A 26553-nucleotide genomic window follows, 5' to 3' on the forward strand; every position below is an offset into this window, starting at 1 on the left:
AGTCCCGATCACCTGACCCTCGAATCGTCGAGGCGCCCAGCCGGGCCGCGAGCCCCGATCCGCTCCATCGCCAGCAGGCAGAAAAACCCCAGCACCATGATCGCCGCCACCATCATCAGCGACCCATCGAAACTGCCGCTGCGCTCCGACAGTTCCCCGGCCACCACCGGCGCCACAATCTGCGCCACACCATAGCCCAGGGTCAGCCGCGCCATGATCTGCGCCGGGTGCGCCGGATAGCGCACCCCCACCATGGTCAGCACCAGCGAGACGATCCCGATGAAGGTCAGGCCGAACAGCAACGCGCTGGCCACCGCCGCCGTCAGCGAACCACTGACCACCGGCAGCCCGATCCCGATGACCTGCAGCACAAACGCCACCTGCAGCGTGCGCAGATACCCCAGCCGCCGCGCCAAACGGTCCCACAGCACCGGCGCCGGGGCCGCCGCCAGCCCCACCAGCAGCCACATCAGGCCACCCTGCCCCGCCAGCGCCGGCTGCTGTTCGGTGATCAGCACGGTAAAGGTGGCATTGATGGCGTAGCCGAAACCGGCGCAGAGATAGGCCCCCTGCAACAGCCACAGCCACCAGGGGCCCGGCTCGCCGGAACCGTCCGCGTGATGCGGCGCCAGCGGCCGTCCCTGGTTCGGTCGCGGCAGCCAGCGCCAGGCCGGCAGCAGCAGCAACGCCCCCACCAGGGTCAGCAGCCACCATTGCCCGCGCCAGTCCAGCACCGGTGCCGCCGCCTCCACCAGCAGCCCGCCCAGCACGATGCCGATGCCGAGCCCGCTGAAGTGCAGCCCCAGTTCACTGCGATGGCCGTGGCGGATCAGCCAGTTCAGGATCAGCCCGGAGCCCAGCATCAGGCCAGCGGCGGTGCTCAGCCCCGCCAGATAGCGGCTCGCGCCCCACAGCAGCGGCGACTCATCCAGCGCCATCATGGCCGTGGTCACCACCGCCAGCAGCAGCCCCATGCGGTACAGACGGTCCTTCAGCATCAGGTCCTTCAGGCGGGTCACCAGCAGCACGCCGGACAGGTATCCCAGGTAGTTCCAGCCCGCCAGCCAGCCCGCCAGCGCGTCGCCCATGTCAGTCTGGGCCTGCATGTAGGCCAGCATCGGCGTATAGGCGAAGCGGGCCACCCCCATGGTGAGCATCAGCGCAAAGATGCCGGAGGCCAGCACCGAGATCGGTCTTGGCGTCAGCATGTCGTCATTGAATCCTGCTCCCAAACGTGATCGAGAATCGAACCTGACCTGACCGGTCTGGCCATCCGGCTGAAGACCAGACGACGATGCGTATATGATGTCACGTCTATGCAAGCGATACGACTGGAACAGGGGCTTCTGGAACAGGGTCTCAGGCTCAGAACCGACCTCCCGGTGCCGATACCCGCCCGGGACGAGGCCCTGGTGCGCGTTCGACTGGCCGGTGTCTGCGCCACCGACCTGGAACTGACGCGGGGCTACCTGCCCTTTCGCGGCACCCTGGGGCATGAGTTCGTCGGCACAGTGGTCCGGGCGGCACAGGCGCCGTCGCTTGCGGGTCGGCGCGTGGTCGGCGACATCAATCTCTGCTGCGGCGCCTGCGCCCAGTGCCTTGCCGGGCGGCCCAGCCATTGCGAGCGGCGGCAGGTGATCGGCATTCGCGAACGCGACGGCGCCTTTGCCGAATACCTGTGTCTGCCGGTGCGCAATCTGCATCCGGTGCCGGATGCGGTGCCGGACGACGCTGCGGTGTTCGCCGAGCCGCTGGCCGCGGCGCTGGAGATCCCGCAGCAGGTGTCCGTCCGTGCAGACCAGCGCGTGCTGGTGGTCGGCGCCGGACGCCTGGGACAGCTCATCGCCCGGGTGCTGCGGCTGAGCGGATGCGCCCTGTCCGTGGTGGCCCGCCATGACCACCAGCGCGAGCGTCTGGCCCTGGCCGGCATCACGGCGGTGTCCGAGACCCAGGTCGAGCCCCACAGCGCCGATCTGGTGGTGGAGGCCACCGGCGCCCCCGGCGGTTTTGCGCTGGCCCGACGAGCGCTGCGGCCCCGCGGCACCCTGGTGCTGAAGAGCACCTATCACGGCCGGCTGGAACTGGATCTGTCGTCGCTGGTGGTCGACGAGATCACCCTGGTGGGCTCGCGCTGCGGCCCGCTGCCCGCCGCGCTGCGGCTGCTGCAGCAGGGCCTGGTGGATCCCCGGCCGCTGATCGACGCGAGACTGCCGCTGGCCCGGGGCCTGGAGGCACTGCAACGCGCCGCCGAAGCGCAGGTCATGAAGGTGCTGCTGGATTGCGGCACAGACCCGGCCTAGGCCGGCTATAGACCCGCTACGGCCCCGCCGCAAATACGCTAGCCGTCCGCACCCTGGCCATCCTCCTGGCCATCCCCCTGACCGTCCGCCCCCTCGCGCAGCCAGACCAGGAACAGTTCATAGCTCAGGGACAGCACCACGGCGCCGACGAACAGGCCGATGATGCCGGCACCGAGGAAGCCGCCGATGGCACCGATGAAGATCACCATCATCGGCACCGACACGCCGCGCCCCAGCAGCAGCGGCTTGAGCACATTGTCGATGGAGCCGACGAATATCGCCCAGGCCGCGAACAGCACGGCGGTGGTGAGGCTGGCGGAATAGAACAGGTAGATGGCCACCGGCAGCAGCACCCAGAAGGCGCCGACCTGCACCACCGCCAGCAGCAGGGCCAGCAGGGCCCAGAGCCCGGCCGCCGGCACCCCGGCCACGAGCATGCCCAGCCCGGCCAGGATGGACTGGATCAGGGCCACGCCGATGACCCCGCGCGAGACGCTGCGCACCACCGACTCGGCCAGCTTGGCCAGTGCGTCACCGCGCTCGCCCACCACGCGCCGCGCGATGGCCCGGGTAACGCGCGCGCCCGCGTCGCTCTTGGCCAGCAGCACTGCGGCGATGAGGATGGCGATGACAAAATGCAGCAGGCCGATGCCGGCATGGGTGGCCAGGCCGAGCAGCCAGGTGCCGACCGTCCTGAGCTGGGGCTCGATGGTGCGCAGCGAGGCCTCGAGGTCTTCGGACGCATCGATGTAGAAGGCGTGGATCTCTGGCCCGACCAGCGGCAGGTCCTTCAGGTCCAGCACCTCGGGCAGTTCCACCTGGCCGGCGGACAGGGTCCTGGCCAGCCCATGCACGCCGTCCACCAGGGTGCCGCTGAGCAAGGCCACCGGCAGGATCAGGATGATCAGCGCGATCAGCACGAACACCACCGAGGCGGGGGTGCGTCGCCCGCGAAACAGGTTCAGCAGCCGCTGGTAACCGGGCCAGGCGGCCACGGCGATGATGATGGCCCAGGCGATGGGGATCAGAAACGGCTGCACGATCCAGTAGCTCAGGGCCAGCATCACGGCCACCAGACCGAGCCGGATGGCCAGCTCCAGCACCCGCTCCACCTGGGCGTCGCGGCTCGTCTCCGTAGGGTCTGTCATGGGGTCACCTCTTTGGTTCATGGGATCGCATCCGGACGCGGTGACCGGAAAAGGCTCAGGGCCGTGATGCGGTGACCCAGAGAAACCGCTCGCCGCCGATGTCGCGCGCCGCAAGCGCCTCGGGCACCAGCCCGGCTGCCTGCAATTGTGCCTGCAGATCCGCCGGCGTGCGATGGCTGTAGAACAGGCGCTGGCCCATGAACGTCTTCCAGCCGTCGAAGGTCTCGGCGCCGGTGTAGTCGGCGGTGGCGTAGGTGAACAGAAAGATCCCACCGGGCCGCAGCCAGTCGCGCACCCGGGCGAACAGGTCTGGATGCTCCGACGACGGCAGATGAAACAGGCTGTAGATGGCCGTGACGGCATCGAAACAGCCTTGCCGAAAGGCAACCTCGCGCATGTCTGCGCAGACCCGGCGCATGGCGGGGACATAACGGGCCGCCAGGTCGAGCATGGTGCCGCAGACATCCACGCCGGTCACGTCCCAGCCGCGTCGGATGAAGGCCTCGGCCACGGGCTCGCCGGCGCCACAGCCGAGGTCAAGCAGAGCGCCGCCCCGCGACGGCAGACGGGCGAACAGGTCGTCCAGGACCTGGGTCATATCGAACTGGCCGCGATTGGCCTCGTAGGTCACGGACAGCGCATCATAGGCGCTGCGCAGATCCGGCTGGTGCTCAGGCATCCTGTGCGTCGCCTTTGTTGTCGCAAGCCTTGTCGCAAGCCAGCAGGGGGTCGAGCAGCAACGCCTCGGCGACCTGCTCGGCGTCGGGATCGGGCAGATAGGGCACAATGCCCAGATTCGGCGCATCGATGAGGGCACATAGAGTGGCGATGTTCCCGTCCGCGGCAGGCATGTGCGGCTCCAGCTGCACGCCGATCCAGCCCGTCAGCACCCCGCCGCCGGCGCGGATGGACTCTGCCGTGAGCAGGCTGTGATTGATGCAGCCCAGGCGCAGACCCACCACCAGCAGCACCGGCAGGTCCAGCGCCCGGGGCAGGTCGCTCACGGCCAGCGACGCCCCCAGCGGTACCCGCCAGCCGCCGACCCCTTCCACCACGACCCAGTCCGCCTGCGCCGCCAGGGCGTCGTAGGCCGCGCGTATCGGGGCCAGCGCGATCTCGACGCCGGCCTCGCCGGCGGCGATATGGGGCGCGATGGCCGGTGCAAAGGCGTAGGGATTGACCTGCGCGTAGTCCACCGGCCAGCTGCCCTGCGCCTGCAGCCGCAGGGCATCGGCACAGCGGATGCCCTGGCCGGTTCGCTGGCCGCTGCCCTGGGTGGTCGGGGTTCCGCCGGAGGCGACCGGCTTCATGCCCAGCACGGAGCAGCCCCGCCCCTGCAGCGCGTGCATGAGACCGAGGGAGACCTCGGTCTTGCCCACGTCGGTGTCGGTGCCGGTAATGAAGACGCCGCTCATGGCGTGCTGAACCCCTGCGGCGCGGCCGCCGGCGCCTGCCCCTGCCCTGGAACCGAACCTGGAGTCGGCCCCAGCCGCTGGATGGCGCTGACGGGCACGGCGACGCCGTCTGCGGTGGCGAACTGGTTGCCGAACTGGCCGGGCTGCTTGTCCCCGATCCAGGCGTGGCCGTAGACCACCTCCCAGGTCGCCGGCAACCGCCCCTGGTGCCGGTGGCGCTCGTAGGCCTGCTGCACCGCGGCCAGGCGCCTCCGGCCGGTCATGCCCCGGGCCCGATCCGACAGGGCGTTGCGAGCACCGAGCTGTTTCAGGTCGCGCATCAGATCGCCCACATGCCCGTAGGTCAGGGTGATCCGCTCGGCGTCCATCACCGGATCGGCGAACCGCGCCCGCACCAGGGCATCGCCGACGTCGTGCATGTCGATGAAGGGGCTGACATGGGCCCCGCCGTCTGCGGCGGCCCAGGCCGCGCGCAATTCCTGCAAGGTGTCGGGGCCGAAACTGGTGAACATCAGCAGGCCGCCGGGTCGGAGCACCCGCTGCAGTTCGGCAAACACCTGGTCCAGGTCGTTGGCCCACTGCAGTGCGGCATTGGAGAAGATCAGGTCCACCGAGGCGTCCGCCAGCGGCAGCGCCTCCAGGTCGGCGCACAGCAGACGCGGACGGTTGCGCCAGCTGCCCCGCCGTCGGGCCCGGTGTAGCATGCCGACGGAGAAGTCCAGGCCATACAGCCGCGCCTGGCGATAGCGCCGGGCGAGGCCGTCCAGCGCGAAGCCGGTGCCGCAGCCCAGATCGAGCACGGCACGGGGGGCCAGGCGCACATAGTCCAGCCGCTCCAGCAGGCGGCTGGTCATCTCCTGCTGCAGCACGGCAGCGGCGTCATAGCTGGACGCCGCCTGTTCAAAGGCGCGACGGGCGGCGGCCTTGTCGATGTGGCTCATGGGCAGACCTCATCGAGGAAGGCCTGCAGTTCCGCGGCCACCTCGGCCCCATGGGACAGGAAGGGGGCGTGGGCGGCACCGGCGATCACGCGGGTGCGGGCGCCGGGCATCAGCAGCCCCACCCGCTCGGCCACCGCCGCCGGCACCAGGGTGTCGCGCTCGCCGAACAGCCACAGCGCCGGTGCCGCGATGTCTGGCAGCGGACCGCGCAGGTCCTCCTCCGCCAGCAGCGTCAGCCCGGTGGCCAGGGCCTCGGGCCGGGGTGCCGGGCGTTGCGCCAGCTCGGCACGCAGGGCGCGCAAGGTGGGACGCGCCGCGTCGCTGCCCCGCACCTGCAGCGCCAGAAACTGGTGCAGGGTGGCGGCGGCGTCCTCCAGCAGTCCGGCGTTGAATCGGGCCAGGGTCTCCGGCGCCATGGCCACGCGCCAGTCCCGGGCCTGCACGAAGCGCGGCGTGGCGGTCATCAGGATCAGTGCCTGCACGCGTTTGGGCGCCTGCCGCGCGGCCTGCAGCGCCACCAGCCCGCCCAGTGACCAGCCCAGCCAGATCGCCTGCTCAGGCGCCTGCTGCAGCGCGGCATCGGCCCAGTCGGACAGACGCGTGCGCTCGGCATCCCAGGCTTGGCCGCCATGACCGGGCAGATCGATAGGATGCAGTGACAGGCGCCGGGCAAAGGCGTCCAGAGGTGGCTGTTCCAGGGCCGCCCAGACGGCGCTGTTCATGCCCCAGCCGGGCAGCAGAACAAGATTTGTGGTTGCCGTGGTCATCAAATGTCTCCAGTCTTGCCGCCCGGGCCCGATGGCAGTTGCGCCAGCAGCGACAGCAGGCGGTCGACATCGGCCTCGGTGTGGGCGGCAGAAAAGGTGATGCGTAGCCGCGCGGTCCCCTGGGGCACCGTGGGCGGGCGAATGGCGGTCACCAGCACGCCGTGTTGCTCAAGATGGCGGCTCCAGGCCAGGGCGCGACCGGCATCGCCGGCGATCAGGGGCTGGATCGGCGTGTGGGCATCCGCCAGCCCCAGTTCCAGTCCCAGTTCCGCCGCCCCGGCGCGGAAACGGGCGGTAAGCGCTCGCAGCCGCTGCCGCCGCCAGTGCTCGCGTCGGGCGATGTCCAGGGCCACGCAGGTGGCCTCCGCCAGGGCTGGCGGCAGCGCCGTGGTGTAGATGTAGGGGCGCGCGCGTTGGATCAGGGTCTCGATCAGCGCGTCGCTGCCGGCGACGAAGGCGCCGAAGGTGCCGAAGGCCTTGCCCAGGGTGCCGATCAGGATCGGCACGGCGTCGATGCCGCCATCGGTACCGCTGTCGATGCCGTCGAGCCCCAGGTGTTCCAGCGTGCCCCGCCCCTGCGCTCCCAGCACGCCCAGGCCGTGGGCATCGTCCAGCATCAGCCGGGCGCCCCGGGCGCGGGCCAGGGCCGCCAGTTGTCGCAGCGGCGCCAGATCCCCGTCCATGCTGAACACCCCGTCGGTGACGATCAGCCGCGGATCGCCGTCATCCAGCAGACGCTGCAGGTCCTGGGGATCGCCGTGGGCATAGCGCAGCAGCCGCGCGCCGCTGAGGCGTGCGCCGTCGGTGAGCGAGGCATGGTTGAGCCGATCGGCCAGGATCCGCTGGCCCCGCCCTGCCAGGGCCTGCAACACGCCGAGGTTGGCCATGTAACCGGTTGAGAACAGCAGCGCCCGGGGCCGGCCGACAAAGTCGGCCAGCGCTTGCTCGAGCCGTTGATGGGCCTCGCTGTGGCCGATGACCAGATGCGCCGATCCGCTGCCGACGCCATAGCGTCGGCTGGCGTCCTGCAAGGCCCGGGCCAGTTCCGGATGCCCGGCCAGGCCCAGGTAGTCGTTGCTGCAGAAGCTGAGCAGGTCGCGCCCGTCCAGGCGCACATGCGCACCCTGGGGGCCCTGCAGGGTCCGCCGCCGGCGATACAGCCGGCGCTCGCGCAGCTGGTGCAGGTCCGTGGCCAGATCGGCGTCCGCACCGGCGCCCGAACGGCTGCCCGGGTCGGGGCTCGTAGGGGTGTCCCACCCGGCGCCCGGATCGGTAGCCAGATCGGCGGCTTCAGGCATTGACCGCCGCAGTGCCCGCGGCCGGCGCGGTGATGCTCTTGTGGCAGCCGCCCGGTTCGTCGCGGCCCTCGGGCTCGATCTCCTCGAACGCCAGCCCCAGCCGCGCGAACAGCTGCCGGTCTCGGTCGGCCTCGGCATTGGGGGTGGTCAGCAGGCGCTCGCCGTAGAAGATGGAATTGGCGCCGGCCAGATAGCACAGCGCCTGCAGCTCGTCACTCATGTCCGAGCGCCCGGCGGACAGCCGCACATAGGAGGCCGGCATGATCACGCGGGCGGTGGCGACGGTGCGCACGAACTCGAACGGGTCCAGGGCCTGGGTGCCGAACAGCGGCGTGCCCTCCACCTGCACCAGCAGGTTGATGGGCACCGATTCCGGGTGCGCCGGCAGATTGGCCAGCTGGCACAGCATCGACGCACGGTCCCGGCGCGATTCGCCCATGCCGAGGATGCCGCCGCTGCAGGTCTTGAGCCCCACCTCGCGCACGTGTTCAAGGGTCTGCAGCCGCTGCTGGTAGGTCCGCGTGGTGATGACCTGACCGTAGAACTCCGGCGAGGTGTCCAGGTTGTGGTTGTAATAGTCCAGTCCGGCGGCGCGCAGCGCCTGCGCCTGGGGCAGCGTGAGCATGCCCAGGGTGACGCAGGTCTCCATGCCGAGGTCGTGCACCGCCGACACCATGTCCGCCACCTGTTGCAGGTTGCGGTCCGTGGGGTTGCGCCAGGCCGCGCCCATGCAGAAGCGGGTGGCGCCCTTGTCGCGCGCGGCCCGCGCGGCCTGCAGCACCGCGTCCAGCGGCAGCAGCCGCTCGCGGGCGGTGTCGGCGTCGTGATGCGCACTCTGGGAGCAGTAGCCGCAGTCCTCCGGACAGCCGCCGGTCTTGATGCTGAGCAGCGAGCTGACCTGGACGCGGTTTGGATCGAAATGGGCGCGGTGGATGCCCTGGGCGGTGAACAGCAGGTCGTTCAGCGGCCGATCCAGCAGCGCCTGGACCTGGTCGATGGTCCAGTCGTGGCGAATGGCGGTGTTGGTCTGGTCTGGCATGGGTGCGTCCCCGGTACGATGCTGGGCTGGTCTCGCGCCCGTCGAGCCGATCGGCGCAACGCGAGGCATAGGCTCGCAAGGGTACCCGCCCGCTAACTGGTGTCAACCAAAAAGGACCCTGAAGGTTTACCATCAGCCATCAGCCATCGGCCATCAGCCATCAGCCACGGCCTTTTGCATCGGTGGCGGGCCTGGACAGCTTGAACCGCTGAGGCGCGAAGGATGCAGCGCGCATGCGGGTCAATGGTGGTCAGAATGGTTGTAGGATAGGCGCTTTCTGGATCCTGCGGGGGTGTGCATGATCCGGTCCGTCTGGCGGGATCGGTTTGCCGACTGGCTTTATCCGCCCACCTGCGTCCTTTGCGGCGCGGCGGGGGCGGACGGGCTGGACCTGTGCCGGGGTTGCCGGGCAGACCTGCCGTACATCGGCCCCTGCTGCCCGCGCTGCGCGCTGCCGCTGGAGGCAACGGCCGTCACCGCCGACGTAGTGTGTGGCGAGTGCCTGCTCCATCCGCCGCCCTTCGCACTGTGCAGCGCGGCCTTTCGCTACCAGGACCCCCTGCCCGGCCTGATTGGCGGCATCAAGTTTCGCGGGCGCATGAATCTGCTGCGGTTGCTGGGCCTGCTGCTGGCGACGCATCTGCGCGATACGGCGACGCCGCTGCCGGATCGTATCGTGCCGGTGCCCCTGCATCCGCACCGGCTGCGCCAGCGGGGCTACAACCAGGCCCTGGAACTGGCGCGGGTGGTCGGGGGCCGTGCAGGCATCCCGGTCGACCATGGCAGCTGTACCCGTGTGATCGCCACGACGCCCCAGGCACAACTGGACCAGAAGGCCCGCCGGAACAACCTGCAGGGGGCATTCCGTACCAGCGCCCGGCTGGACGGCCTCCATCTGACCGTGCTCGACGATGTGGTCACCACCGGCAGCACGGTGGCGGAGGTGGCGCGCACCCTGCGGCAGGCCGGCGCGGCCCGGGTGGATGTCTGGGCCGTGGCGCGGACACCTTAGGCACATGCGGATTCATCGGCCTGCTGGCCAAAGGCTGGCGGGTTGACAGGCGGACCGTATCGAAATACCCTAATTGCGAATCGTTCGTAACTGATCGCAGCCGCAGCCCGCCCGCCAACCCCTGAACATCGATCAGGCGCAGCCGCAGCCGGCGTTTACCCGACGCCCCGGGGTCGCGCCGGATCCAGCATTGCGCAGAATCCAGCACCATTGCCCGCCGCCGTCAGTCCGCCAAGGCGCGGGACAGGTCCCAGACCGGGGGTGAGTGGTACAGCCGCGCCAGTTGCAGCTCGCGTTCCAGTTCCATCTCCCGCGGCAGGTGATCGCCAAAGCGGGTGAACAGCTCTTCCTGATCCACCGTCTCCTGCCGCGCCACTTCCTGGTCGATGTTCATGATGGCGAAGAAGTCGTCCGGCTGGAACGCCAGCCCCTCCCAGCTCAGGTCGGCCCAGCCGGGCAGCAGGCCCAGTGGGCCCTCGATGGCGGAGGCGCGGCCCTCGCAGCGGTCGATGACCCATTTCAGCACCCGCATGTTCTCGCCGAATCCGGGCCAGATGAAGCGGCCGTGGGCGTCCTTTCGGAACCAGTTGACCCGGAAGATGCGCGGAGGCGTGGCCACATGCTTGCGGCCGATGCGCAGCCAGTGTCGCCAGTAGTCCGCCATGTTGTAGCCGCAGAACGGCAGCATGGCCATGGGGTCGCGCCGCACCGAGGCCTGGCCGATGGCGGCCGCGGTGGCCTCCGACCCCATGGTGGCGGCCATGTAGACGCCGTGCTCCCAATTGTAGCTCTGGAACACCAGCGGGAAGTGCTTGCTGACCCGGCCGCCGAAGAGGAAGGCCGAGATCGGCACGCCGTCCGGATTCTCCCATTCCGGATCGATGCTCGGGCACTGATTGGCCGGTGCCGTGAAGCGGGCGTTGGGGTGGGCCGCCGGCCGACCGCAGCCGGGTGTCCAGTCCTGTCCCTGCCAGTCGATCAGGTGCGCCGGCGGCTCTTCCGTCAGTCCCTCCCACCAGACGTCGCCATCATCGGTCAACGCCGTGTTGGTGAAGATGGTATTTTCCTGCATCGAGGCCAGTGCGTTGGGGTTGGACCAGGCGTTGGTGCCCGGTGCCACGCCGAAAAAGCCGTACTCGGGATTGATGGCGTAGAACTTGCCGTCCTTGGCGTTGGGCTTGACCCAGGCGATGTCATCGCCGACGGTGGTGATCTTCCAGCCGTCGAAGCCCTTGGGCGGGATCAGCATGGCAAAGTTGGTCTTGCCGCAGGCGCTGGGGAAGGCAGCGGCCACGTAGTGCTTCTTGCCCGCCGGCGACTGCACGCCGAGGATCAGCATGTGCTCCGCCAGCCAGCCCTCGTCCCGCGCCATGACCGACGCGATGCGCAGCGCAAAGCATTTCTTGCCCAGCAGCGCATTGCCGCCGTAGCCGCTGCCATAGGACCAGATCTCCCGCGTCTCCGGAAAATGGCTGATGTACTTGTCCTCGACATTCGGCGCACAGGGCCAGGGCACGTCGTTCTCTCCAGGGCTCAGCGGCGCACCGACGCTGTGCATGCAGGGCACGAAGCTGCCATGTTCGCCCAGCACCTCCAGCACCGGCTGGCCCATGCGCGTCATGATGCGCTGGTTGACCACGACATAGGGGGAGTCGGTGATCTCCACGCCGATGTGGGCGATGTGCGACCCCAGCGGCCCCATGCTGAACGGAATGACGTACAGGGTGCGGCCGCGCATGCAACCGTCGAAGAGCTGGTTCAGGCGCTCGCGCATCCGCGCCGGGGCCATCCAGTTGTTGGTGGGGCCGGCGTCTTCCTGGCGCTCGGCGCAGATGAAGGTGCGGTCCTCCACCCTGGCCACGTCGCTGGGATGCGAGCGGGCCAGAAAGCTGTTGGGGCGTTTTTGCGGATCAAGCCGGACAAAGGTCCCGTTCTGCACCATCTGATCGCAGAGCCGGTTGTACTCTTCCTGGGAACCGTCGCACCAGTAGATGCGATCGGGCTTGCACAGCCGGGCCATGCTGTCGACCCAGTCGAGCAGTGCCTTGTTGCGGGTCCGCCGGGGGCCATCATGCGTCGTCGTCATGCGGATGCTCCTGCTGCATTGCGTCCAATAATCTTCCAACAATCTAAGCACGTTCCACGCCAGGATCGGCGCAGACCACCTGTGTCGCTATCCCTTCAGATCCGCCAGGCAGAGCGCCAAGGACTGACGCCAGTCCGGCAGCAGCAGGCCGAAGGTGTCGCGAAACTTGCGGGTGTCCAGCACCGAGTAGGCGGGCCGACGGGCAGGCGCTGGATAGTCGCTGGTAGGAATTGGCGTCAGCGCGCACGGGTTGCCGGACAGGTCCCGGATCGCCTCGGCAAAACCGAACCAGGACGTCGCCCCGCTGCTGGTGACATGGTACAAGCCGCGAATGCGCTCCATCTCCAGGTCACCGGTGAAGACCCGATGCAGGATCAGGGCCGTGACCTCCGCCAGCATGCGGCTCCAGGTGGGGGTGCCGATCTGGTCGTCGACGATCCGCAGTTCCGTGCGCTCGCGGAACAGGTTGAGCATGGTGAGCAGAAAGTTTCGTCCGCGCACCCCGTAGACCCAGGCGGTGCGCAGCACCAGGGCGTCGGCGCCGGAGGCCAGCAGGGCCTGCTCGCCGTCCAGCTTGGTCTGGCCGTAGACGCTGAGGGGCTGCGGCGCGTCGTCCTCGCGGTAGGGCCGCTCGGTCTGTCCGGAGAAGACGAAATCCGTTGAGTAGTGCAGCACAGGGATGCGATACGTGGCCGCCAGTTCACCGATCAAGTGCAGGGCGTCGCCGTTGATGGCCTGGGCCTGCTCCGGGTCGCTCTCCGCCTTGTCCACCGCAGTGTAGGCCGCGGCGTTGACCACCGCATCCGGCGCCACCTCGTTGAAGACCCGACGCACCGAACCGGCGTCCACCAGGTCGATGGCGGGGCCATGCTCGCCGGCCAGGGACGCGGCGATCACCTGCCCGACCGGCGCCAGCGTACGGCGCAGTTCCCAACCGACCTGGCCGTCGGAGCCGATGAGGAGAATGCGGGGGGCGTCGGACATGGGCGGCGGTACCTGTTTTGCGCTTCTGGGTTGGGGTCTGGAACCGGGGCTCGGAATACGGACATGGCTGCGGATCGGCAGTCGTCCGGGCTAGAACGGGATGTCGTCGTCGAAGTCGGCCTCCGGCACATGGGAGACCGGCGCTGCGCCGCTGTCATGGCTGCCGTCACCACGGGTTGACGACGGTGCCGAAGCAGACGACTGGGCCGTGCCCTGTGGCCGGGACTGGGTCCCGACTCCGTTGGCGCCCTGGGGCTGGCCACCGGTCCCGCGGCTGACGTCGCCGGGGCCGGAAGCGCCGCGGCCGTCGAGCATCTGCATAGTGCTGCCAAGGCCGCCGACCACCACCTCGGTGGTGTAGCGATCCTGGCCATCCTGTCCCTGCCACTTGCGCGTGCGCAGCGAGCCCTCGAAGTAGACCTTGGAGCCCTTGTGCAGATACTGCTTGGCAATCTCCGCCAGCTTTCCACGGACCACCACCCGATGCCATTCGGTGCGCTCGCGCGGTTCGCCGGTGCTGCGGTCCTTCCAGGACTCGCTGGTTGCAAGGCTCAGGTTGGTCACCGCATCGCCGCTGGGAAAGTACCGGATGTCCGGGTCGGCGCCGAGGTTTCCGATCAGAATCACTTTGTTGACGCTACCGCCAGCCATATCCCGCTCCCGCCTTCAGATGAGGTCGATTCGATTGCGCCCGCCGGCGCCGGCACCAGCGCGCCGGCTCTGGCCATCTGGGACCGCAATGGTGCCCAATCCTGCCGCTGATTGTCCACTCCCGCATCGCGGCGACAGCAGCGTATCGCCCCGCATGGCCCGTGTCCGGTTCAGGAACGATGTACCGCCAGCGCCGGGTTCGACTTGAGGTTACGCAGGATCTGCGCCGAGATCTCTTCGATGGACTGATTGGTGGTATCGAATGTCGGCACCTCCATGCGCCTGAACATGGTCTGGGCGAGGCGAATGTCGTGCTGGCAGCGGCGGATCGACGCATACTCGCTGCCCGGCCGGCGTTCCTCGCGAATGGCATGCAGGCGCTGGGGATCGATGGTCAGGGCGAACATCTTTTCCCGCGCCGACCAGACCTCCGCCGGCAGGTCGCCCTTCTCGAAGTCCTCTTCCGTGATGGGGTAGTTGGCCGCGCGCAGTCCGTAGTGCATGGCCAGGTACAGCGAGGTGGGGGTCTTGCCGGAGCGCGACACCCCCACCAGCACCAGGTCGGCGTGCTTGAGATTGTCCGGCCGCACGCCGTCGTCGTTGGCCATGGCGAAGTTGATGGCGTCGATACGTTTTGTGTAATAACTGGGCTTGGTGATGGCGTGACTGCGGCCGGACTCGCGACTCGGCGGCACCCCGAGTTCGGCGCTCAGGGGCTCGACGAAGCCCTCGAACAGTTCCAGGTAGTAGCAGTTGCCGGCCTTGAGGATGGCGGCAATGTCCTGGTTGAGCATGGTGGCGAACACGATCGGGCGGCCGCCGTCGCGTTCGAATGCCTCGTGCATCCGGTGGGTCAGTGCCGTGGCCCGCAGCTCGGTATTGATGTAGGGCATGTAGACCTGCTCGAACTCGACGGTGTCGAACTGCGAGAGCAGGCTGTGGCCAAGGGTCTCGGCGGTGATTCCGGTGCTTTCGGAGACGAAATAGACGGTGCGTTTCATGGAAGGAATGCTTGTTGTTCGGTGTCTGCGACTTGCTGGTGGCGCTCGCCTGGTTGTGGTCGGCCTGACGGGCGGGGTGATGGCGGTTCGGGGGACGCCGTGGATCCGTCCTTGGAGGCTTCATGATCGCATCCATGCGATCAAGACCCCCGACCGCCGTCACCCCGCCCGTCAGCCCTGCATGTGATCCGCCTGGCCTGGCTGACAACTGGACCTGGCGGCTGGCGGCTGGCGGCTGGCGGCTGGCGGCTGGCGGCTGGCGGCTGAGTATTGCCAAAGCCGTGACTCAAATCAATGCGACTGCGTCGGTGGCGGGCAGATAGTATGCAGATGGCAGTCGGTCTGCCGCGGCGCGCCGGCGTTCCGAAGCCGACGGCCAACGTTCAGTATCAGGAGCCCGATCATGGCCACCATCAGCAACGATCAAGAGCTGCGCGACCTCCTCTCCCGTCTCCCTGCAGACCAGCAGCGTGTCATGGGCGCGCGCTTTGCCCAGAGCGTGATCCACCTCAGCCGGGACGAGCGGGTGAATCGGGCCATCGAGACCGCGCTGCGCCCGCAGGCCTCCGCCGATGAGCTGGAAGATGCCTATCGCGGCGCCAAGGCCTGGGCTACCAAGACCTACACCGATTGCGGCAAGGACACCGACTGGCTGGCTCAAGCCGACCACTTCGTGGCGGCGGCCGCGGCGGCGGCGCTGGCGCCGGAACAGCTGCTGACAGAGCGCACCAACCGCGCCTGGAAGGCGGCGATGCAGGCACGCATGGCCAACAATTGCGAGCTGGTGGAAGGCAGCGATGATGCCCATACCGACGAGGTGCAGCGTCAGTATGCCATTGCCCGGGAGTTCATGGCGGCGGGCTGAAGGCCTGGACCTGGAGCCCGGATGCCGGATCGGTCGTCAGGTCGGGTCCGTCGCCGCCAGCATCTGGTCGTAGATCGCCCAGGCTTCGGCGGCGTGCTCCGGCGTGACGGTGTCGATGGCGTGGCCCAGGTGCACCACCACATAGTCGCCGACCCGAAGCTGCTCATGCTCCAGCATCAGCAGGCTTGCCTCCCGCTCGACACCTTTGGCCTCGCAGCGCGCCATCAGGCCATCGATGGCGGTAATCCGCATAGGAATGCCCAGACACATGCCGACTCTCTCCAGGATTGACTCACGCCTTGCCCGCAAGCCTACGACCGCGGGCAGCCGCACCGCAAGCGTCACGGAGGCGGCGGGTCGTGGCTGAGGGCGGCACCCTGGTGCTGGGCCTGGGCAATATCCTGCTCAGCGACGAGGCCGTCGGCGTGGCCGTGCTCCAGGCGCTGGCTTCCGACCCTGACGCCGAGTCCGATCCGGACCTGACGCTGCTGGACGGCGGCACCCTGAGCTTCACTCTGGCCGGACCCATCGGCGATGCGGCGCGGCTGATCGTGGTCGACGCCGCGGCCATGGGCGATGCCCCCGGCAGCGTGCGGCTGTTCGAGGACGCGGCCATGGACCGACAGCTCAGCGGCAAGGCCACCAGCGTGCACGAAGTCAGCTTGGCGGACCTGCTGGACATCGCCCGCCTCACCGACAGCCTGCCCCGCAGACGGGCGCTGATCGGCATCGAACCTGCACACATCGGCCTGGGCAGCGACTTGTCGCCGCCCGTCGCCGCCGCGGTCCCGCGGGCAGTCGCCCTGGTGCAGCACGTGCTGAGCCGCTGGCGCGGAACCTGTTGACTCGCTGCCGCGGCCACCTCGCTTGCGAATTGTCAGCCGCCTTGCCCGATAGCTGCCTCAAGTCAAAGCAGAACGCATTAGAGCCGCCTAAAATTATCAGAAAATGAAATGGGGGCGTCGATGTCCGGACTGGATAACATTCCGATCCAAGTCGAGCCCGCGCCAGCCTTGGCACGGGACTTCGGCAACGCCCTGCCCATTCTTGGCGAGATCCGTCACGCCGTCGCCCGTCTGCGGCACGATGGCGAACCCTCCTGCATCGACCTCGGCGCCATGCCCTTCGGGCCCGGCGACGAGGCCCGACTGATGACCCTGCTCGGCCGTGGCGAGGTCAGCGCCACTGTCACAGCCCTTGGCCCCACCCACGTCTGGGAGACCGGTTACCCCGGCGTCTGGGTCGTGGAGTACCAGAACACCGAGGCGCAACGCGTCGGTCTGCAGATCGAGATCGACGAGGTGCCAAAGATCCTGCGCACCCAGCCCGCCGACCTCGACGACACCCTGGCGGCCCTCGAGGCGCGTCTGCGGGAGGCCGCCGGCCGGCATCCTGACGGCGCGTCCGATTCGCAATAGGAGGAATCATGGCAGTTCCCATTCGCCCCCAACCCCGCACCCTCGGCGACAGTCTCCGCCAGAACGGGGTGTCGCGCCGCGGTTTTCTCAAGTTCTGCGCCGCCACGGCATCCATGATGGCGCTGCCGCCGAGCATGGCCCCGGCCATTGCCGCGGCACTGGAGCAGGCGCGACGGCCGTCGGTGATCTGGCTGTCGTTCCAGGAATGCACCGGCTGCACCGAATCGCTGACGCGCAGCTTCTCGCCGACGGTAGAGAACCTGATCCTCGACATCATCTCACTGGACTACCACCACACGCTGCAGGCCGCCGCCGGCGACGCCGCGGAGCACGCCCGCGAGCAGGCCATGCACGAGAACGCCGGCAACTATCTGGTGGTGGTAGACGGCTCGCTGCCCGGCCCTGGGTCCAATCCCGGTTTCTCCACCATCGCCGGCGTCAGCAACCTGCAGATGCTGCAGGAGACCGTGGCCGGAGCCGCCGCCGTGGTGGCCGTGGGTACCTGCGCCGCCTTCGGCGGACTGCCCAAGGCCGCGCCCAACCCCTCCGGCGCCGTCGCCGTCAGCGACATCATCAAGGACAAGCCGGTGATCAATGTCTCCGGCTGTCCGCCGGTGCCCATGGTCATCACCGGCGTGCTGGCCCAGTACCTGACCTTCGGCACCCTGCCTGAACTGGACGCCTACAACCGTCCCATGGCCTTCTTCGGCCAGTCCATCCACGACCGCTGCTACCGCCGGCCCTTCTACGACAAGGGCCTGTTCGCCGAGACCTTCGACGACGAGGGTGCGCGCAAGGGCTGGTGCCTGTACCGTTTGGGCTGCAAGGGTCCGATGACCTACAACGCCTGCGCCACCATGAAGTGGAACGGCGGTACCAGCTGGCCGGTGGAGTCGGGGCATCCGTGCCTGGGCTGCTCGGAGCCGGACTTCTGGGACGCCGGCGGCTTCTACAACGCCATGTCGGTGCCGGTCGGCGACTCCGGCAACGTGCTCCTGGCCGCCGGCGCCGGCGGCCTGGCCCTGGGTGTCGGCGCCAGTCTGCTCGGCAGGCACAAGCGCGCCGCCGCCAAGGCCGGACACGAGACCGTCACCGCCGACGAACTGGAGCAGAAACTATGATGAGCTCGATGGACTTTCTGCTGTTCACCAAGGGGCCGTTGTTCCAGGTCGCCATCGCGATCTTCGTGCTCGGCATCCTGATCCGCCTGGTGGAAATCTTCGCCCTGGGCCGCAGCCGCAACTTCGCCGAGCCCCGGGGCGGCCAGGTGATACCCGGGCTCAAGACTGTCTACAAGCGCTTCAACCCGGATCCGGGCACCTTCCGGCGGGCGCCCTTCGATGTCGTCGTCGGCACCGTCTGGCATATCGGTTTCATCGTTGCGCTGCTGCTGTTCATTCCGCATGTGGAGGTGATCAAGGCCACCGTCGGACTGGCCTGGCCGGGGCTGCCCAACCCGGTGGTGGATGCCGTCACCGCCATCACGCTGCTGGGCCTCATCGCGGCACTGATCCACCGCCTGACCCATCCGGTGAAACGCTTCCTGAGCACACCCGAGGACTATGTGATCTGGGCGGTGACCTTCCTGCCGGTGCTGACGGGGTACATCGCCTATCACCGGCTGGTCAACCCCTATCCCCTGGCGCTCGGCGTGCACATCCTGACCGCCGAGATCTTCCTCATCGTGCTGCCCTTCACCAAGCTCACTCACATCTTCACCGCCGTGGTGGCGCGCTGGTTCAACGGCGCCAACTTCGGCCGCAAGGGGGTCCAGTCATGAGCGGCTTTTCACTTGAACGCGGCCTGCAGGCCCTGCGCGAGGAGATGGACGCGCCGGTAGCCTCGTTCTTCTCCAGTTGCGTGCACTGCGGCCTCTGCGCCCAGGCCTGCCCGTTCTTCGTCGAAACCGGCGATCCGAAATACACGCCGATCCACAAGCTGGAGCCCATGCGCCTGCTCTGGGAGCGGGAATTCACCCTATGGGGGCGACTGAAGCACCTGGTCGGCCTGGGCCGCAAGGTCACCGATGACATGCTGGCGCAATGGGAGCCCCTGCTGTACGACTCCTGCTCCATGTGCGGGCGCTGTTCCCTGGTTTGCCCGGTGGGCAACGATATCGCCTACATGATCCGCAAGGCGCGCGAGGGCATGGTCGCCTCGGGTCATGCGCCGGAGGGCCTGATCGCCGCCTCGGTGCGTGCGGTCAACACCGGCAGCCCCATGGGCCTGCAGTGGAAGACCCTGGAGGTGCAGATCAAGCACGTGGAGACCTCCAGCGGGCTGGAGGTGCCCATCGACCGGCAGGGCGCCGACTATCTGGTGCTGCTGTCGTCCATGGAGATCATCAACTTCCCGGAATACCTGGAGGCCATCACCCGGATCTTCGATCACGCCGGTGTCAGCTGGACCCTGAGCCGGCAGTGCTTCGAGGCCACCAACGCCGGTATCCAGATCGGCTCCAAGGACATCGCCGCGACCCTGGTACAACGCGTGGTGGACGCAGCCGAGGCCCTGGGCGTGAAGAACGTCATCAGCCCGGAATGCGGCCATGCCTACACGGCCATCCGCTGGGAGGGCCCCAACGCCATCGGACGCTCCTACCCCTTCAGGGTGTTCCACATCATCGAGGTGCTGGACCAACTGCGCGCCGAGGGCCGCCTCCGCACCGAGGGAAAGGAGATGGATCGGCTGTCCATGCACGACCCCTGCAACCTGGCGCGCAAGAGCGGTGTCATCGACCAGCAGCGCCATCTGATGGACCTGGTGGCCGACAACTTCGTCGATCTGAAGGAGCACGGCAAGTTCCAGTGGTGCTGCGGCGCCGGCGGCGGTGTCAGCTCCAACGAGCGCGCCGAAGCGCTGAAGATGGCCGCCTTCAAGCGCAAGAAGGCCCAGATCGAGGAGGTGGAGCCGGAGCGCATGGTGACCATGTGCGCCACCTGCCGCACCCAGCTCGAGGAGGGACTTGAGGAGTTCAACATGGACATCCCCGTGGTCGGCCTCACCGAGATGATCGCGGACCACTTGGTGGAGAAGGAGCGCGCCTGAGGGCGCGCGCCCGACATCCGGCTGACAGCTGCCAGCAACAACACCGGCATCCGCCCCAGCATCCAAGAGAACACCCATGAGCGAACGCGTCGTCGTCGACCCCATCACCCGCATCGAGGGCCACCTGCGCATCGAGGCGGAAATGGACGGGCAGAACATCGCCCAGGCCTATTCCTCCGGCACCATGGTCCGGGGCCTCGAGATCATCCTGCGCGGGCGCGACCCGCGCGATGCCTGGGCCTTCGCCCAGCGCATCTGCGGCGTCTGCACCCTGGTGCACGGCATCGCCTCGGTGCGCGCGGTGGAAGACGCGCTGCAGATCGAGCTGCCGCGCAACGCCCAGCTGATCCGCAACCTGATGATCGGCGCCCAGACCATCCACGACCACGTGATGCACTTCTACCATCTGCATGCGCTGGACTGGGTGGACGTTGTCTCGGCCCTGAGCGCCGATCCGGCGGCCACCTCGCAACTGGCCCAGAGCATCAGCAGCTGGCCGAAGTCGTCGCCGGGCTACTTCGCCGACATGCAGAAGCGCATCCGCACCTTCGTGGAATCCGGCCAGCTCGGCATCTTCGCCAACGGCTACTGGGGCCATCCAGCCTACAAGTTGCCGCCCGAAGCCAACCTGATGGCCGTGGCCCACTACCTGGAGGCCCTGGCCTGGCAGCGCGAGGTGGCCCGGCTGCATGCCATCTTCGGCGGCAAGAACCCGCATCCCAACTTCGTCGTCGGCGGCGTGCCCTCCCCCATCGACCTGAACTCCGACTCGGCCATCAACGCCAAGCGCCTGGCCCAGGTGCAGGATCTGATCCGCACCATGCAGACCTTCGTCGATCAGGTCTATGTGCCCGACACCCTGGCCATTGCCAGCTTCTACACCGACTGGGCCGAGCGTGGCGAGGGGCTGGGCAACTTCCTGAGCTACGGCGACATGTCCATCGACGGCAGCACCGACCTCGACAGCTACCTGTTCCCGCGCGGCGTCATCCTGAACCGCGACCTGAGCACCCTGCATGATGTCGACCTGCACGCCGACGGCGAGATCCAGGAGTACATCGCCCACTCCTGGTACGCCTACGAAGGCGGTCCCCAGGTCGGCCTGCACCCCTACAAGGGTGAGACCCGGCTGGCCTACGACGAGCGCAAGGGACCTGCGGTGCCCTTCAAGCATGTCAATGTGGAAGACGGCTATTCCTGGCTGAAGTCACCGCGCTGGAAGAACGAATCCATGGAGGTCGGGCCGCTGGCACGGATGCTGGTGCTCTACGCCAGCCCGAACGCGCCGGCCCATGCCCAGGCCAAGGAACTGGTGGATTCCACCCTGAGCACCCTCGGCCTGCCGGTGCAGGGCCTGTTCTCTACCCTGGGCCGCACCGCCGCGCGCACGCTGGAGAGCAAGATCGTTGCCGATGCCATGCAGACCTGGTTCGACGCCTTGGTCGCCAACATCAAGTCCGGCGATACCCGCACCTTCAACGAGACCCTGTGGGAGCCCTCGAGCTGGCCCAAGAAGGCCCAGGGTGCAGGTTACATGGAGGCACCGCGGGGCGGCCTCGGCCATTGGATCGTCATCGAGAACGGCAAGATCGCCAACTACCAGGCCGTGGTGCCCTCCACCTGGAATGCCGGCCCACGAGACCCCCAGGGCATCCCCGGCGCCTACGAGGCCGCGCTGCAGGACAACCACCAGCTGCACGACCCCAAGCAGCCCATCGAGATCCTGCGCACCATCCACTCCTTTGACCCCTGCATCGCCTGCGCCGTGCATCTGCAGGACCCGGAGACCGGCGAGCAGATCCAGGTGAAGGTGAGGTGAGCAAGGCAGCCTCCGGCCCGCAGAGTCGCAGAGAGCGCAGAGAAGATCGCGGTAGAAGTCTTGTTTCTCTGCGTGTTCTCTGTGTTCTCTGCGACTCTACGGTTACAGGGTGATGAACCCGGCTACTGACACCCGAACGGGTCCACGGTCAGCCGCCACTGCCACTGTCGCGCCTGCTCCGACCCCACGCCGCGGCGACCCGACGGCGGCGCGCGACGCCCGTTGGGCTGAGCGCGCCCAACTCGGTCAGGTCTGGAGCGCGAGCGCCTACCTGCTCGCCCACAAGCTCGCCGATGATCCGGGCTTTCTTGACCTCTGCGATCCAGCAGCGACCATCCATGCGGGCTCGGATTAGAAAGCGCACCCGAGATGACTACCGCGTCTTCAGGGCGCGCACCTGCTCTAAAAGCGCAGGGTCGTCCCATTCGCGCTCGCCGGTGGCCTTATAGATCAATCGACCCTCGGGGCCAACCACGAAGGTCGTTGGCAGTCCGCGCATTGGCCAGCGTTGGGTAACCTTGGAGTCGGTATCGAGCGGCAGCGGAAAGCTCACTGGAACCTGCTCCAAGAAGGCCCGCACGGTCTCCGCATCCTCACCCACATTGATTGCCATCATGCCGATGCCTTCGGCCTCGATCTGCTCCCAAGCGCGTTGCATCGAAGGCATCTCGGTGCGACAGGGTGGACACCAGGTCGCCCAGAAATTGACGATCAGCGGTTGGCCTGTGAAGTCAGCAAGCCGATAGATCCTTTCATCAGGCCCAGCCAGCTCAAAATCGGGCGCCTCAGGCTGATCCGACAACGGCGTCAAGAGCGCATCGGACTCTGCGGCCATGGCTGCTGGCACCAGGATCAGGAGCAGCGCAGCAAGGATGAGGGCAGGGATACCGAACACTGGCCCGCTGTTGAGGCCTTGATCATCGCGCCGGCCGGTAGCCGGTAGGGCGGACAAGCGCAGCGCCGTCCACCAGCGGCAGCTTGGGGAGGTGGCCGGAACGATGATCAAGGCCCTATTGAGCACCACGCGCGGGCTGTCCAGGGATGCGCTTGTGTGGACTGATTGCATGCTGGTTCTCTCGATCTAGCAAGACCACCGAACAGATGAAGCCGAAAAGCGCTCAGACATCGAGCCCCAGATCACGCGCGAACATCACGGCCTCGATGCGGTTAGCCGCGCCAAGGGCACGCAGGATGGCAACCACATGTGACTTCACCGTGTACTCGGAAAGCTCGAGTTCCCGCGCGATCACCTTATTGCTCCATCCCTTGGCAATCAGCCCGAGCACCTGCAGCTGGCGGTGGGTCAGCGCGAGATCGGTCACCGATGGCGGGCGCCGAGGCGAAGGCTGGCTCAACGGCTGACCCGCGGAGCCCACAACAGGTGACCTATCCGAGCCCTCCGCTGCTGTTAGAGAGCAAGTATCACTCCCTAGGGTGGCCTGCAACAGCTCAGCGGGACAATACACCCCACCCTCCAGGATCAGCCGAATTGCGTGCAACATCAGCGCGGGATCGGTCGATTTGGTGATGTAGCCCGAGGCGCCGCTCTCCATCACCTTGCGCATATCGGCCAGATCCTCACTGGCCGAGAACACCACCACCGGGCAGCCATCCAGCCGCGCGCAGAGCTTGTTCAGCAACTCGAAGCCATCCGCGCCCGGCAAAAACAGGTCGAACATCACAAGATCAAGATGCAGACCAGATTCCAGCACTCCGAACACCTGATCCGCATCCTCGACCTCGATGCACTCGATTTTGAGCTGGCAGAGCGCACCCAGGACTGAGATCAGTCCTGTGCGAACCACTGCTTGCTCATCCGCAACGAGGATTTTCATTCATCTAGCATACAAGATAATTTCTGGCAGCTGCCAGCAATGACCGGCTATTACCGTTTGAATCCAGCCGCTAGCCCAAGGGGACTAGTCCATCCAAACTATAGACCATGCCCTAGATTTCTACCAAGCTTAATGCTGAGGGAAGTGGACTCATTGAAACGCGCGTTTCATACGATCGTTTCAACGACTACCGGATGACGCCATTGGCGTACCATTTGCTTTCAGCCTCCCTTTCAGTCCCCAAGCCAAGGAGACAGCGAGGAGGCGAAGCTGATGCACGCGGCCGTCTATTCGCCTGCCAGCTGCAACGCGCCACCGACCGCCGACCAGGTCAAGACCATTACCCGGTGGCTGTCAGCCCAGCAGTAGCAGAAGCCCTGCTGTCAACAGGCTGCGGACATCGCGCAGCCTCGATCCCCGTGGCCGGCGGCGTTTCTGCTCAGCGATTAAGAGCCGCCCAACACATCGGAGACTCGTGTGACGACTGAAGTTGATGTCGCCATCAAAAGAGATTCGCAAGTTCACTGATCGGTGGTTGCTGATCAACGTGCGATCAATCACTCGTTTGAATTGTCATAGTCCCGGCCGAGCATGGTCACAATCGCTCCTGTGGACTCGTCCACTCGATCGTCGACCACCCGGTCGCTTGAGCAGACCGAACAACAGGCTAGCCCCAACACGATTTTGCGGCAATGACGAGTGAAAAATCATCATGCGAAACCTCGCCCTACAGGGCTAGTCCATTAAAACGATAGAAAGCAACGTCAATCGGTTGCATCCTAATTATCAAGCATCGGCGCCACAGTCACGTGACCCACGAGTGCATGGGGTCATGGTGCTTGCGAGATCAGCCAAGATCCGCGCCAAGCAGGTTATAAACAATGATTCGAGGATTGCAACATGAAACGCAGACCACTGCTCGTCAATACAGGATTGCTGGGTCTAGGCGCCATCGCCTCGCCTCTAGCCTTTACCGGGGCCCTGATTCCGCGCACCGCGGGTGCGTCCTGGCCGTCGGAGGCCTTCGACGCCTCGGCACTCTCAGACGCTGAGCAGCGATTGTTCGATGGCCGCCCGATCCAAGACTCCACTGAACTCTCGATTTCAGCACCCGACATCGCCGAGAACGGACGCGTGGTCCCGGTAGGCGTCCGCATCGCGCTGCCCAATGCAAACCAATTCGCGCTCTTCGCGGCCAAGAACCCGACACCCTTGTTGGCCCGGGTGCACCTGACCCCTGCTGTGGCACCCGAGGTCGCGCTGCGCGTCAAGCTTGATGAGACCACAGAACTGATCGCAATCGCCGAGGCCGACGGCCAGCTGTATCGAACCAGCCGCAGCGTCAAGGTGACGGGTGGCGGCTGCGGCGGCGGTTAAGCCTGCTAGTCCATCACTAGGCCAACCCTTACCAGTCAGCCCAAACTCGTCAAACCAATCGACCAACGAACCCGCCGGAGGCCGAGAACCATGCCAGAAGACAACGGAAAGATTCGCGCACGACTTCGCGATGGGGTCGCCGATGTCAAGATACTGATGCGCCACCCGATGGAAACCGGCCGTCGCAAGGACCCTGAGAGCGGCGAGCTGATTCCAAAACACTACATCCGCGAGGTGATCTGCGAGCACAACGGCCAAGTCGCGATGCGTCTCGACTGGAGCTGGGGCATCTCCGCTGATCCCTACCTGGCCTTCAAGGTCAAGGACGCACAGGTCGGCGACGCCATCAGCGTGCGCTGGACCGACGACCAAGGCCAAACGGCGACACTCAGCGCCCAACTCAGCTAACGCCAACGCACTGATGCGACGGTTGGATCGAACGCAGTTTCATTGATCACACCTGGAGCAAGATGATGTCAAAGTCCACCCGATTGAGCGCCTCGACCGCATTCTGCCTGACCGCCACCCCGACCATCGCCGATGAACTGCGCGACATTCAGTTACGCCGGCTGCTCGAGCCAACCCAGGCCGAGCTGGCGCAAGAGGACAAAGGCCGGATCTACATCTACGAAGCCCTGACCCATCAAGACATCGATCGCGCCATGGACGAGGAGTTCGAGCGTATCGACGCGATGATGTTCATCCGGGTACCAAAGACCGATGCCTCGGGCAAGGTGAAGAAAGATCCCCATAGCGGCAAGGTCATCACCGAGGACGACGGCTGCTAGCCCAGCACCAGAGTGTCTTCGCACCGGTCTGCGGTTAATTTATGCTGTCAGTCTCCTTGGGCAGCCAGGGGATCCGCCAACCCGGCCTCGGCAAAGCCCTTGGCCCGTAACCGACAGGAGTCGCACTGGCCACAGGGCCGCCCGTCCGGGGCCGGATCGTAGCAGCTGCTGGTGAGGCCGTAATCCACGCCCAGGGCCACGCCCCTGCGGATGATCTGGGCCTTGGTCAGCTGCATCAGCGGTGCGTGGATCTTCAGCCGCTGACGTCCCTCCACCCCGGCCTTGGTGGCCAGGTCGGCCATGCGCTCGAAGGCATCGATGTACTCCGGCCGGCAGTCCGGGTAACCGGAATAATCCAGCGCGTTGACACCGATGAAGATGTCGCTGGCCTCCAGCACCTCCGCCCAGGCCAGCGCGAAGGACAGGAACACCGTATTGCGCGCCGGCACATAGGTCACCGGAATGCCGTCCGCCATGGCCGCCGGATCGCGGTTCTTGGGCACAGCGATATCGTCCGTCAGCGCCGAGCCGCCGAACCGTCGCAGGTCGATGTCCGCAATCACATGCTCGGCAGCGCCCATGGCCGCTGCCACCCTTGCGGCGGATTCCAGTTCTACCTGGTGCCGCTGTCCGTAGCGAAACGACAAGGCATAGGTCTCATAGCCCTGGTCGCGCGCGATGGCCAGCACCGTGGTCGAGTCCAGTCCGCCGCTGAGCAGCACAACCGCTCTGGTCATGATGTCCTCCGCAGTACGTTGAAG

Annotated in this window: 28 protein-coding genes; 12 read left to right on the forward strand and 16 right to left on the reverse strand. The window is 66.9% G+C overall.

The features are described 5' to 3' along the window. Positions 1–8: 8 nt before the first annotated feature. Positions 9–1208 (reverse strand): YbfB/YjiJ family MFS transporter, encoded by a 1200-nt coding sequence (locus tag F2Q65_RS00590; RefSeq protein WP_150089348.1) that lies wholly within the window; start codon positions 1206–1208, stop codon positions 9–11. Positions 1209–1316: 108 nt separating this feature from the next. Here F2Q65_RS00590 and F2Q65_RS00595 point away from each other — a divergent pair, with 108 nt between their 5' ends. Further along, positions 1317–2300: an MDR/zinc-dependent alcohol dehydrogenase-like family protein gene (locus F2Q65_RS00595; protein WP_150089350.1), complete on the forward strand. Its 984-nt coding sequence runs from the start codon at positions 1317–1319 to the stop codon at positions 2298–2300. Between the two features lie 38 nt (positions 2301–2338). Here the strand turns inward: F2Q65_RS00595 and F2Q65_RS00600 are convergent, their stop codons facing one another. Genes F2Q65_RS00600 through bioB form a run of 7 tightly spaced genes read right to left on the reverse strand, consistent with a single transcriptional unit; the run spans position 2339 to position 8908 of the window. Further along, positions 2339–3448, reverse strand: a complete 1110-nt coding sequence (locus F2Q65_RS00600; protein ID WP_150089352.1) for an AI-2E family transporter — start codon at positions 3446–3448, stop codon at positions 2339–2341. A gap of 55 nt (positions 3449–3503) precedes the next feature. Beyond that, a complete protein-coding gene (locus F2Q65_RS00605) occupies positions 3504–4127 on the reverse strand; it encodes a class I SAM-dependent methyltransferase (protein ID WP_150089354.1) in 624 nt (207 codons plus the stop codon). Continuing rightward, complete coding sequence (gene bioD / locus F2Q65_RS00610) at positions 4120–4863, reverse strand: dethiobiotin synthase (protein WP_150089356.1); 744 nt, start codon at positions 4861–4863, stop codon at positions 4120–4122. Before bioD ends, F2Q65_RS00605 begins: the two co-directional genes overlap by 8 nt. After that, complete coding sequence (gene bioC / locus F2Q65_RS00615) at positions 4860–5804, reverse strand: malonyl-ACP O-methyltransferase BioC (protein WP_150089358.1); 945 nt, start codon at positions 5802–5804, stop codon at positions 4860–4862. The genes bioD and bioC overlap by 4 nt, the downstream gene beginning before the upstream one ends. After that, positions 5801–6571: a pimeloyl-ACP methyl ester esterase BioH gene (gene bioH / locus F2Q65_RS00620; RefSeq protein ID WP_150089360.1), complete on the reverse strand. Its 771-nt coding sequence runs from the start codon at positions 6569–6571 to the stop codon at positions 5801–5803. The genes bioC and bioH overlap by 4 nt, the downstream gene beginning before the upstream one ends. Further along, a complete protein-coding gene (gene bioF, locus F2Q65_RS00625; RefSeq protein ID WP_150089362.1) occupies positions 6571–7869 on the reverse strand; it encodes an 8-amino-7-oxononanoate synthase in 1299 nt (432 codons plus the stop codon). Before bioF ends, bioH begins: the two co-directional genes overlap by 1 nt. Beyond that, positions 7862–8908, reverse strand: a complete 1047-nt coding sequence (bioB, locus tag F2Q65_RS00630) for a biotin synthase BioB (RefSeq protein ID WP_150089364.1) — start codon at positions 8906–8908, stop codon at positions 7862–7864. Before bioB ends, bioF begins: the two co-directional genes overlap by 8 nt. Positions 8909–9206: 298 nt before the next feature. Here bioB and F2Q65_RS00635 point away from each other — a divergent pair, with 298 nt between their 5' ends. After that, positions 9207–9920, forward strand: coding sequence for a ComF family protein (locus F2Q65_RS00635; protein ID WP_150089366.1), 714 nt, complete (start codon positions 9207–9209; stop codon positions 9918–9920). A gap of 223 nt (positions 9921–10143) precedes the next feature. Here the strand turns inward: F2Q65_RS00635 and F2Q65_RS00640 are convergent, their stop codons facing one another. The 4 genes from F2Q65_RS00640 to ppsR form a co-directional block, all read right to left on the reverse strand. Next, the gene (locus F2Q65_RS00640; protein WP_150089368.1) at positions 10144–12006 is read right to left on the reverse strand and encodes a phosphoenolpyruvate carboxykinase (GTP); all 1863 of its coding nucleotides are present in this window, start codon (positions 12004–12006) and stop codon (positions 10144–10146) included. A gap of 87 nt (positions 12007–12093) precedes the next feature. Beyond that, entirely contained in the window at positions 12094–12990 is an 897-nt protein-coding gene (gene rfbD / locus F2Q65_RS00645) for a dTDP-4-dehydrorhamnose reductase (protein ID WP_150089370.1), read from the reverse strand. Positions 12991–13080: 90 nt separating this feature from the next. Next, positions 13081–13641, reverse strand: a complete 561-nt coding sequence (gene ssb, locus F2Q65_RS00650) for a single-stranded DNA-binding protein (protein ID WP_150089372.1) — start codon at positions 13639–13641, stop codon at positions 13081–13083. A 170-nt stretch (positions 13642–13811) separates the two neighbouring features. Then, a complete protein-coding gene (gene ppsR, locus F2Q65_RS00655) occupies positions 13812–14642 on the reverse strand; it encodes a posphoenolpyruvate synthetase regulatory kinase/phosphorylase PpsR (RefSeq protein ID WP_150089374.1) in 831 nt (276 codons plus the stop codon). A 403-nt stretch (positions 14643–15045) separates the two neighbouring features. Between ppsR and F2Q65_RS00660 the strand changes: the two genes are divergently transcribed. Then, the gene (locus F2Q65_RS00660) at positions 15046–15507 is read left to right on the forward strand and encodes a hypothetical protein (protein ID WP_150089376.1); all 462 of its coding nucleotides are present in this window, start codon (positions 15046–15048) and stop codon (positions 15505–15507) included. Positions 15508–15543: 36 nt separating this feature from the next. On the opposite strand, the gene F2Q65_RS00665 is transcribed toward F2Q65_RS00660, so the two are convergent. Continuing rightward, positions 15544–15777, reverse strand: a complete 234-nt coding sequence (locus F2Q65_RS00665) for a HypC/HybG/HupF family hydrogenase formation chaperone (RefSeq protein WP_150089379.1) — start codon at positions 15775–15777, stop codon at positions 15544–15546. 89 nt (positions 15778–15866) lie between these two features. Between F2Q65_RS00665 and F2Q65_RS00670 the strand changes: the two genes are divergently transcribed. The 6 genes from F2Q65_RS00670 (at position 15867) to F2Q65_RS00695 (ending at position 21792) form a co-directional block, all read left to right on the forward strand. Beyond that, the gene (locus tag F2Q65_RS00670; protein WP_150089381.1) at positions 15867–16352 is read left to right on the forward strand and encodes a hydrogenase maturation protease; all 486 of its coding nucleotides are present in this window, start codon (positions 15867–15869) and stop codon (positions 16350–16352) included. A 120-nt stretch (positions 16353–16472) separates the two neighbouring features. Next, complete coding sequence (locus tag F2Q65_RS00675; protein WP_150089383.1) at positions 16473–16925, forward strand: hydrogenase expression/formation C-terminal domain-containing protein; 453 nt, start codon at positions 16473–16475, stop codon at positions 16923–16925. 8 nt (positions 16926–16933) lie between these two features. Beyond that, on the forward strand, positions 16934–18046 hold the full coding sequence (locus F2Q65_RS00680; RefSeq protein WP_150089385.1) for a hydrogenase small subunit: 1113 nt from the start codon (positions 16934–16936) through the stop codon (positions 18044–18046). After that, positions 18043–18705, forward strand: a complete 663-nt coding sequence (locus F2Q65_RS00685; RefSeq protein ID WP_150089387.1) for a hypothetical protein — start codon at positions 18043–18045, stop codon at positions 18703–18705. Before F2Q65_RS00680 ends, F2Q65_RS00685 begins: the two co-directional genes overlap by 4 nt. Next, on the forward strand, positions 18702–19973 hold the full coding sequence (locus F2Q65_RS00690) for a (Fe-S)-binding protein (protein ID WP_150089389.1): 1272 nt from the start codon (positions 18702–18704) through the stop codon (positions 19971–19973). Before F2Q65_RS00685 ends, F2Q65_RS00690 begins: the two co-directional genes overlap by 4 nt. A 76-nt stretch (positions 19974–20049) precedes the next feature. Further along, positions 20050–21792, forward strand: a complete 1743-nt coding sequence (locus tag F2Q65_RS00695; RefSeq protein WP_150089391.1) for a nickel-dependent hydrogenase large subunit — start codon at positions 20050–20052, stop codon at positions 21790–21792. A 373-nt stretch (positions 21793–22165) separates the two neighbouring features. Here F2Q65_RS00695 and F2Q65_RS00700 read toward each other — a convergent pair whose 3' ends face one another. Continuing rightward, a complete protein-coding gene (locus F2Q65_RS00700; protein WP_246155806.1) occupies positions 22166–22858 on the reverse strand; it encodes a peroxiredoxin family protein in 693 nt (230 codons plus the stop codon). Between the two features lie 52 nt (positions 22859–22910). Next, positions 22911–23627 carry a response regulator gene (locus F2Q65_RS00705; protein WP_150089393.1) on the reverse strand — a complete coding sequence of 239 codons (717 nt, stop codon included), beginning with the start codon at positions 23625–23627 and terminating at the stop codon, positions 22911–22913. A gap of 900 nt (positions 23628–24527) precedes the next feature. Here F2Q65_RS00705 and soxY point away from each other — a divergent pair. The 3 genes from soxY to F2Q65_RS00720 all read left to right on the forward strand — a co-directional run bounded on the left by soxY (position 24528) and on the right by F2Q65_RS00720 (position 25792). After that, on the forward strand, positions 24528–25004 hold the full coding sequence (gene soxY / locus F2Q65_RS00710; protein WP_150089395.1) for a thiosulfate oxidation carrier protein SoxY: 477 nt from the start codon (positions 24528–24530) through the stop codon (positions 25002–25004). A 90-nt stretch (positions 25005–25094) separates the two neighbouring features. Continuing rightward, a complete protein-coding gene (soxZ, locus tag F2Q65_RS00715) occupies positions 25095–25412 on the forward strand; it encodes a thiosulfate oxidation carrier complex protein SoxZ (protein WP_150089397.1) in 318 nt (105 codons plus the stop codon). 65 nt (positions 25413–25477) lie between these two features. Further along, positions 25478–25792 carry a hypothetical protein gene (locus F2Q65_RS00720; protein ID WP_150089399.1) on the forward strand — a complete coding sequence of 105 codons (315 nt, stop codon included), beginning with the start codon at positions 25478–25480 and terminating at the stop codon, positions 25790–25792. A gap of 47 nt (positions 25793–25839) precedes the next feature. On the opposite strand, the gene queC is transcribed toward F2Q65_RS00720, so the two are convergent. Continuing rightward, on the reverse strand, positions 25840–26529 hold the full coding sequence (queC, locus tag F2Q65_RS00725) for a 7-cyano-7-deazaguanine synthase QueC (protein ID WP_150089401.1): 690 nt from the start codon (positions 26527–26529) through the stop codon (positions 25840–25842). Positions 26530–26553: the final 24 nt, after the last annotated feature.

It is taken from the genome of Thiohalocapsa marina, from assembly GCF_008632335.1.
Taxonomy (GTDB): domain Bacteria; phylum Pseudomonadota; class Gammaproteobacteria; order Chromatiales; family Chromatiaceae; genus Thiohalocapsa; species Thiohalocapsa marina.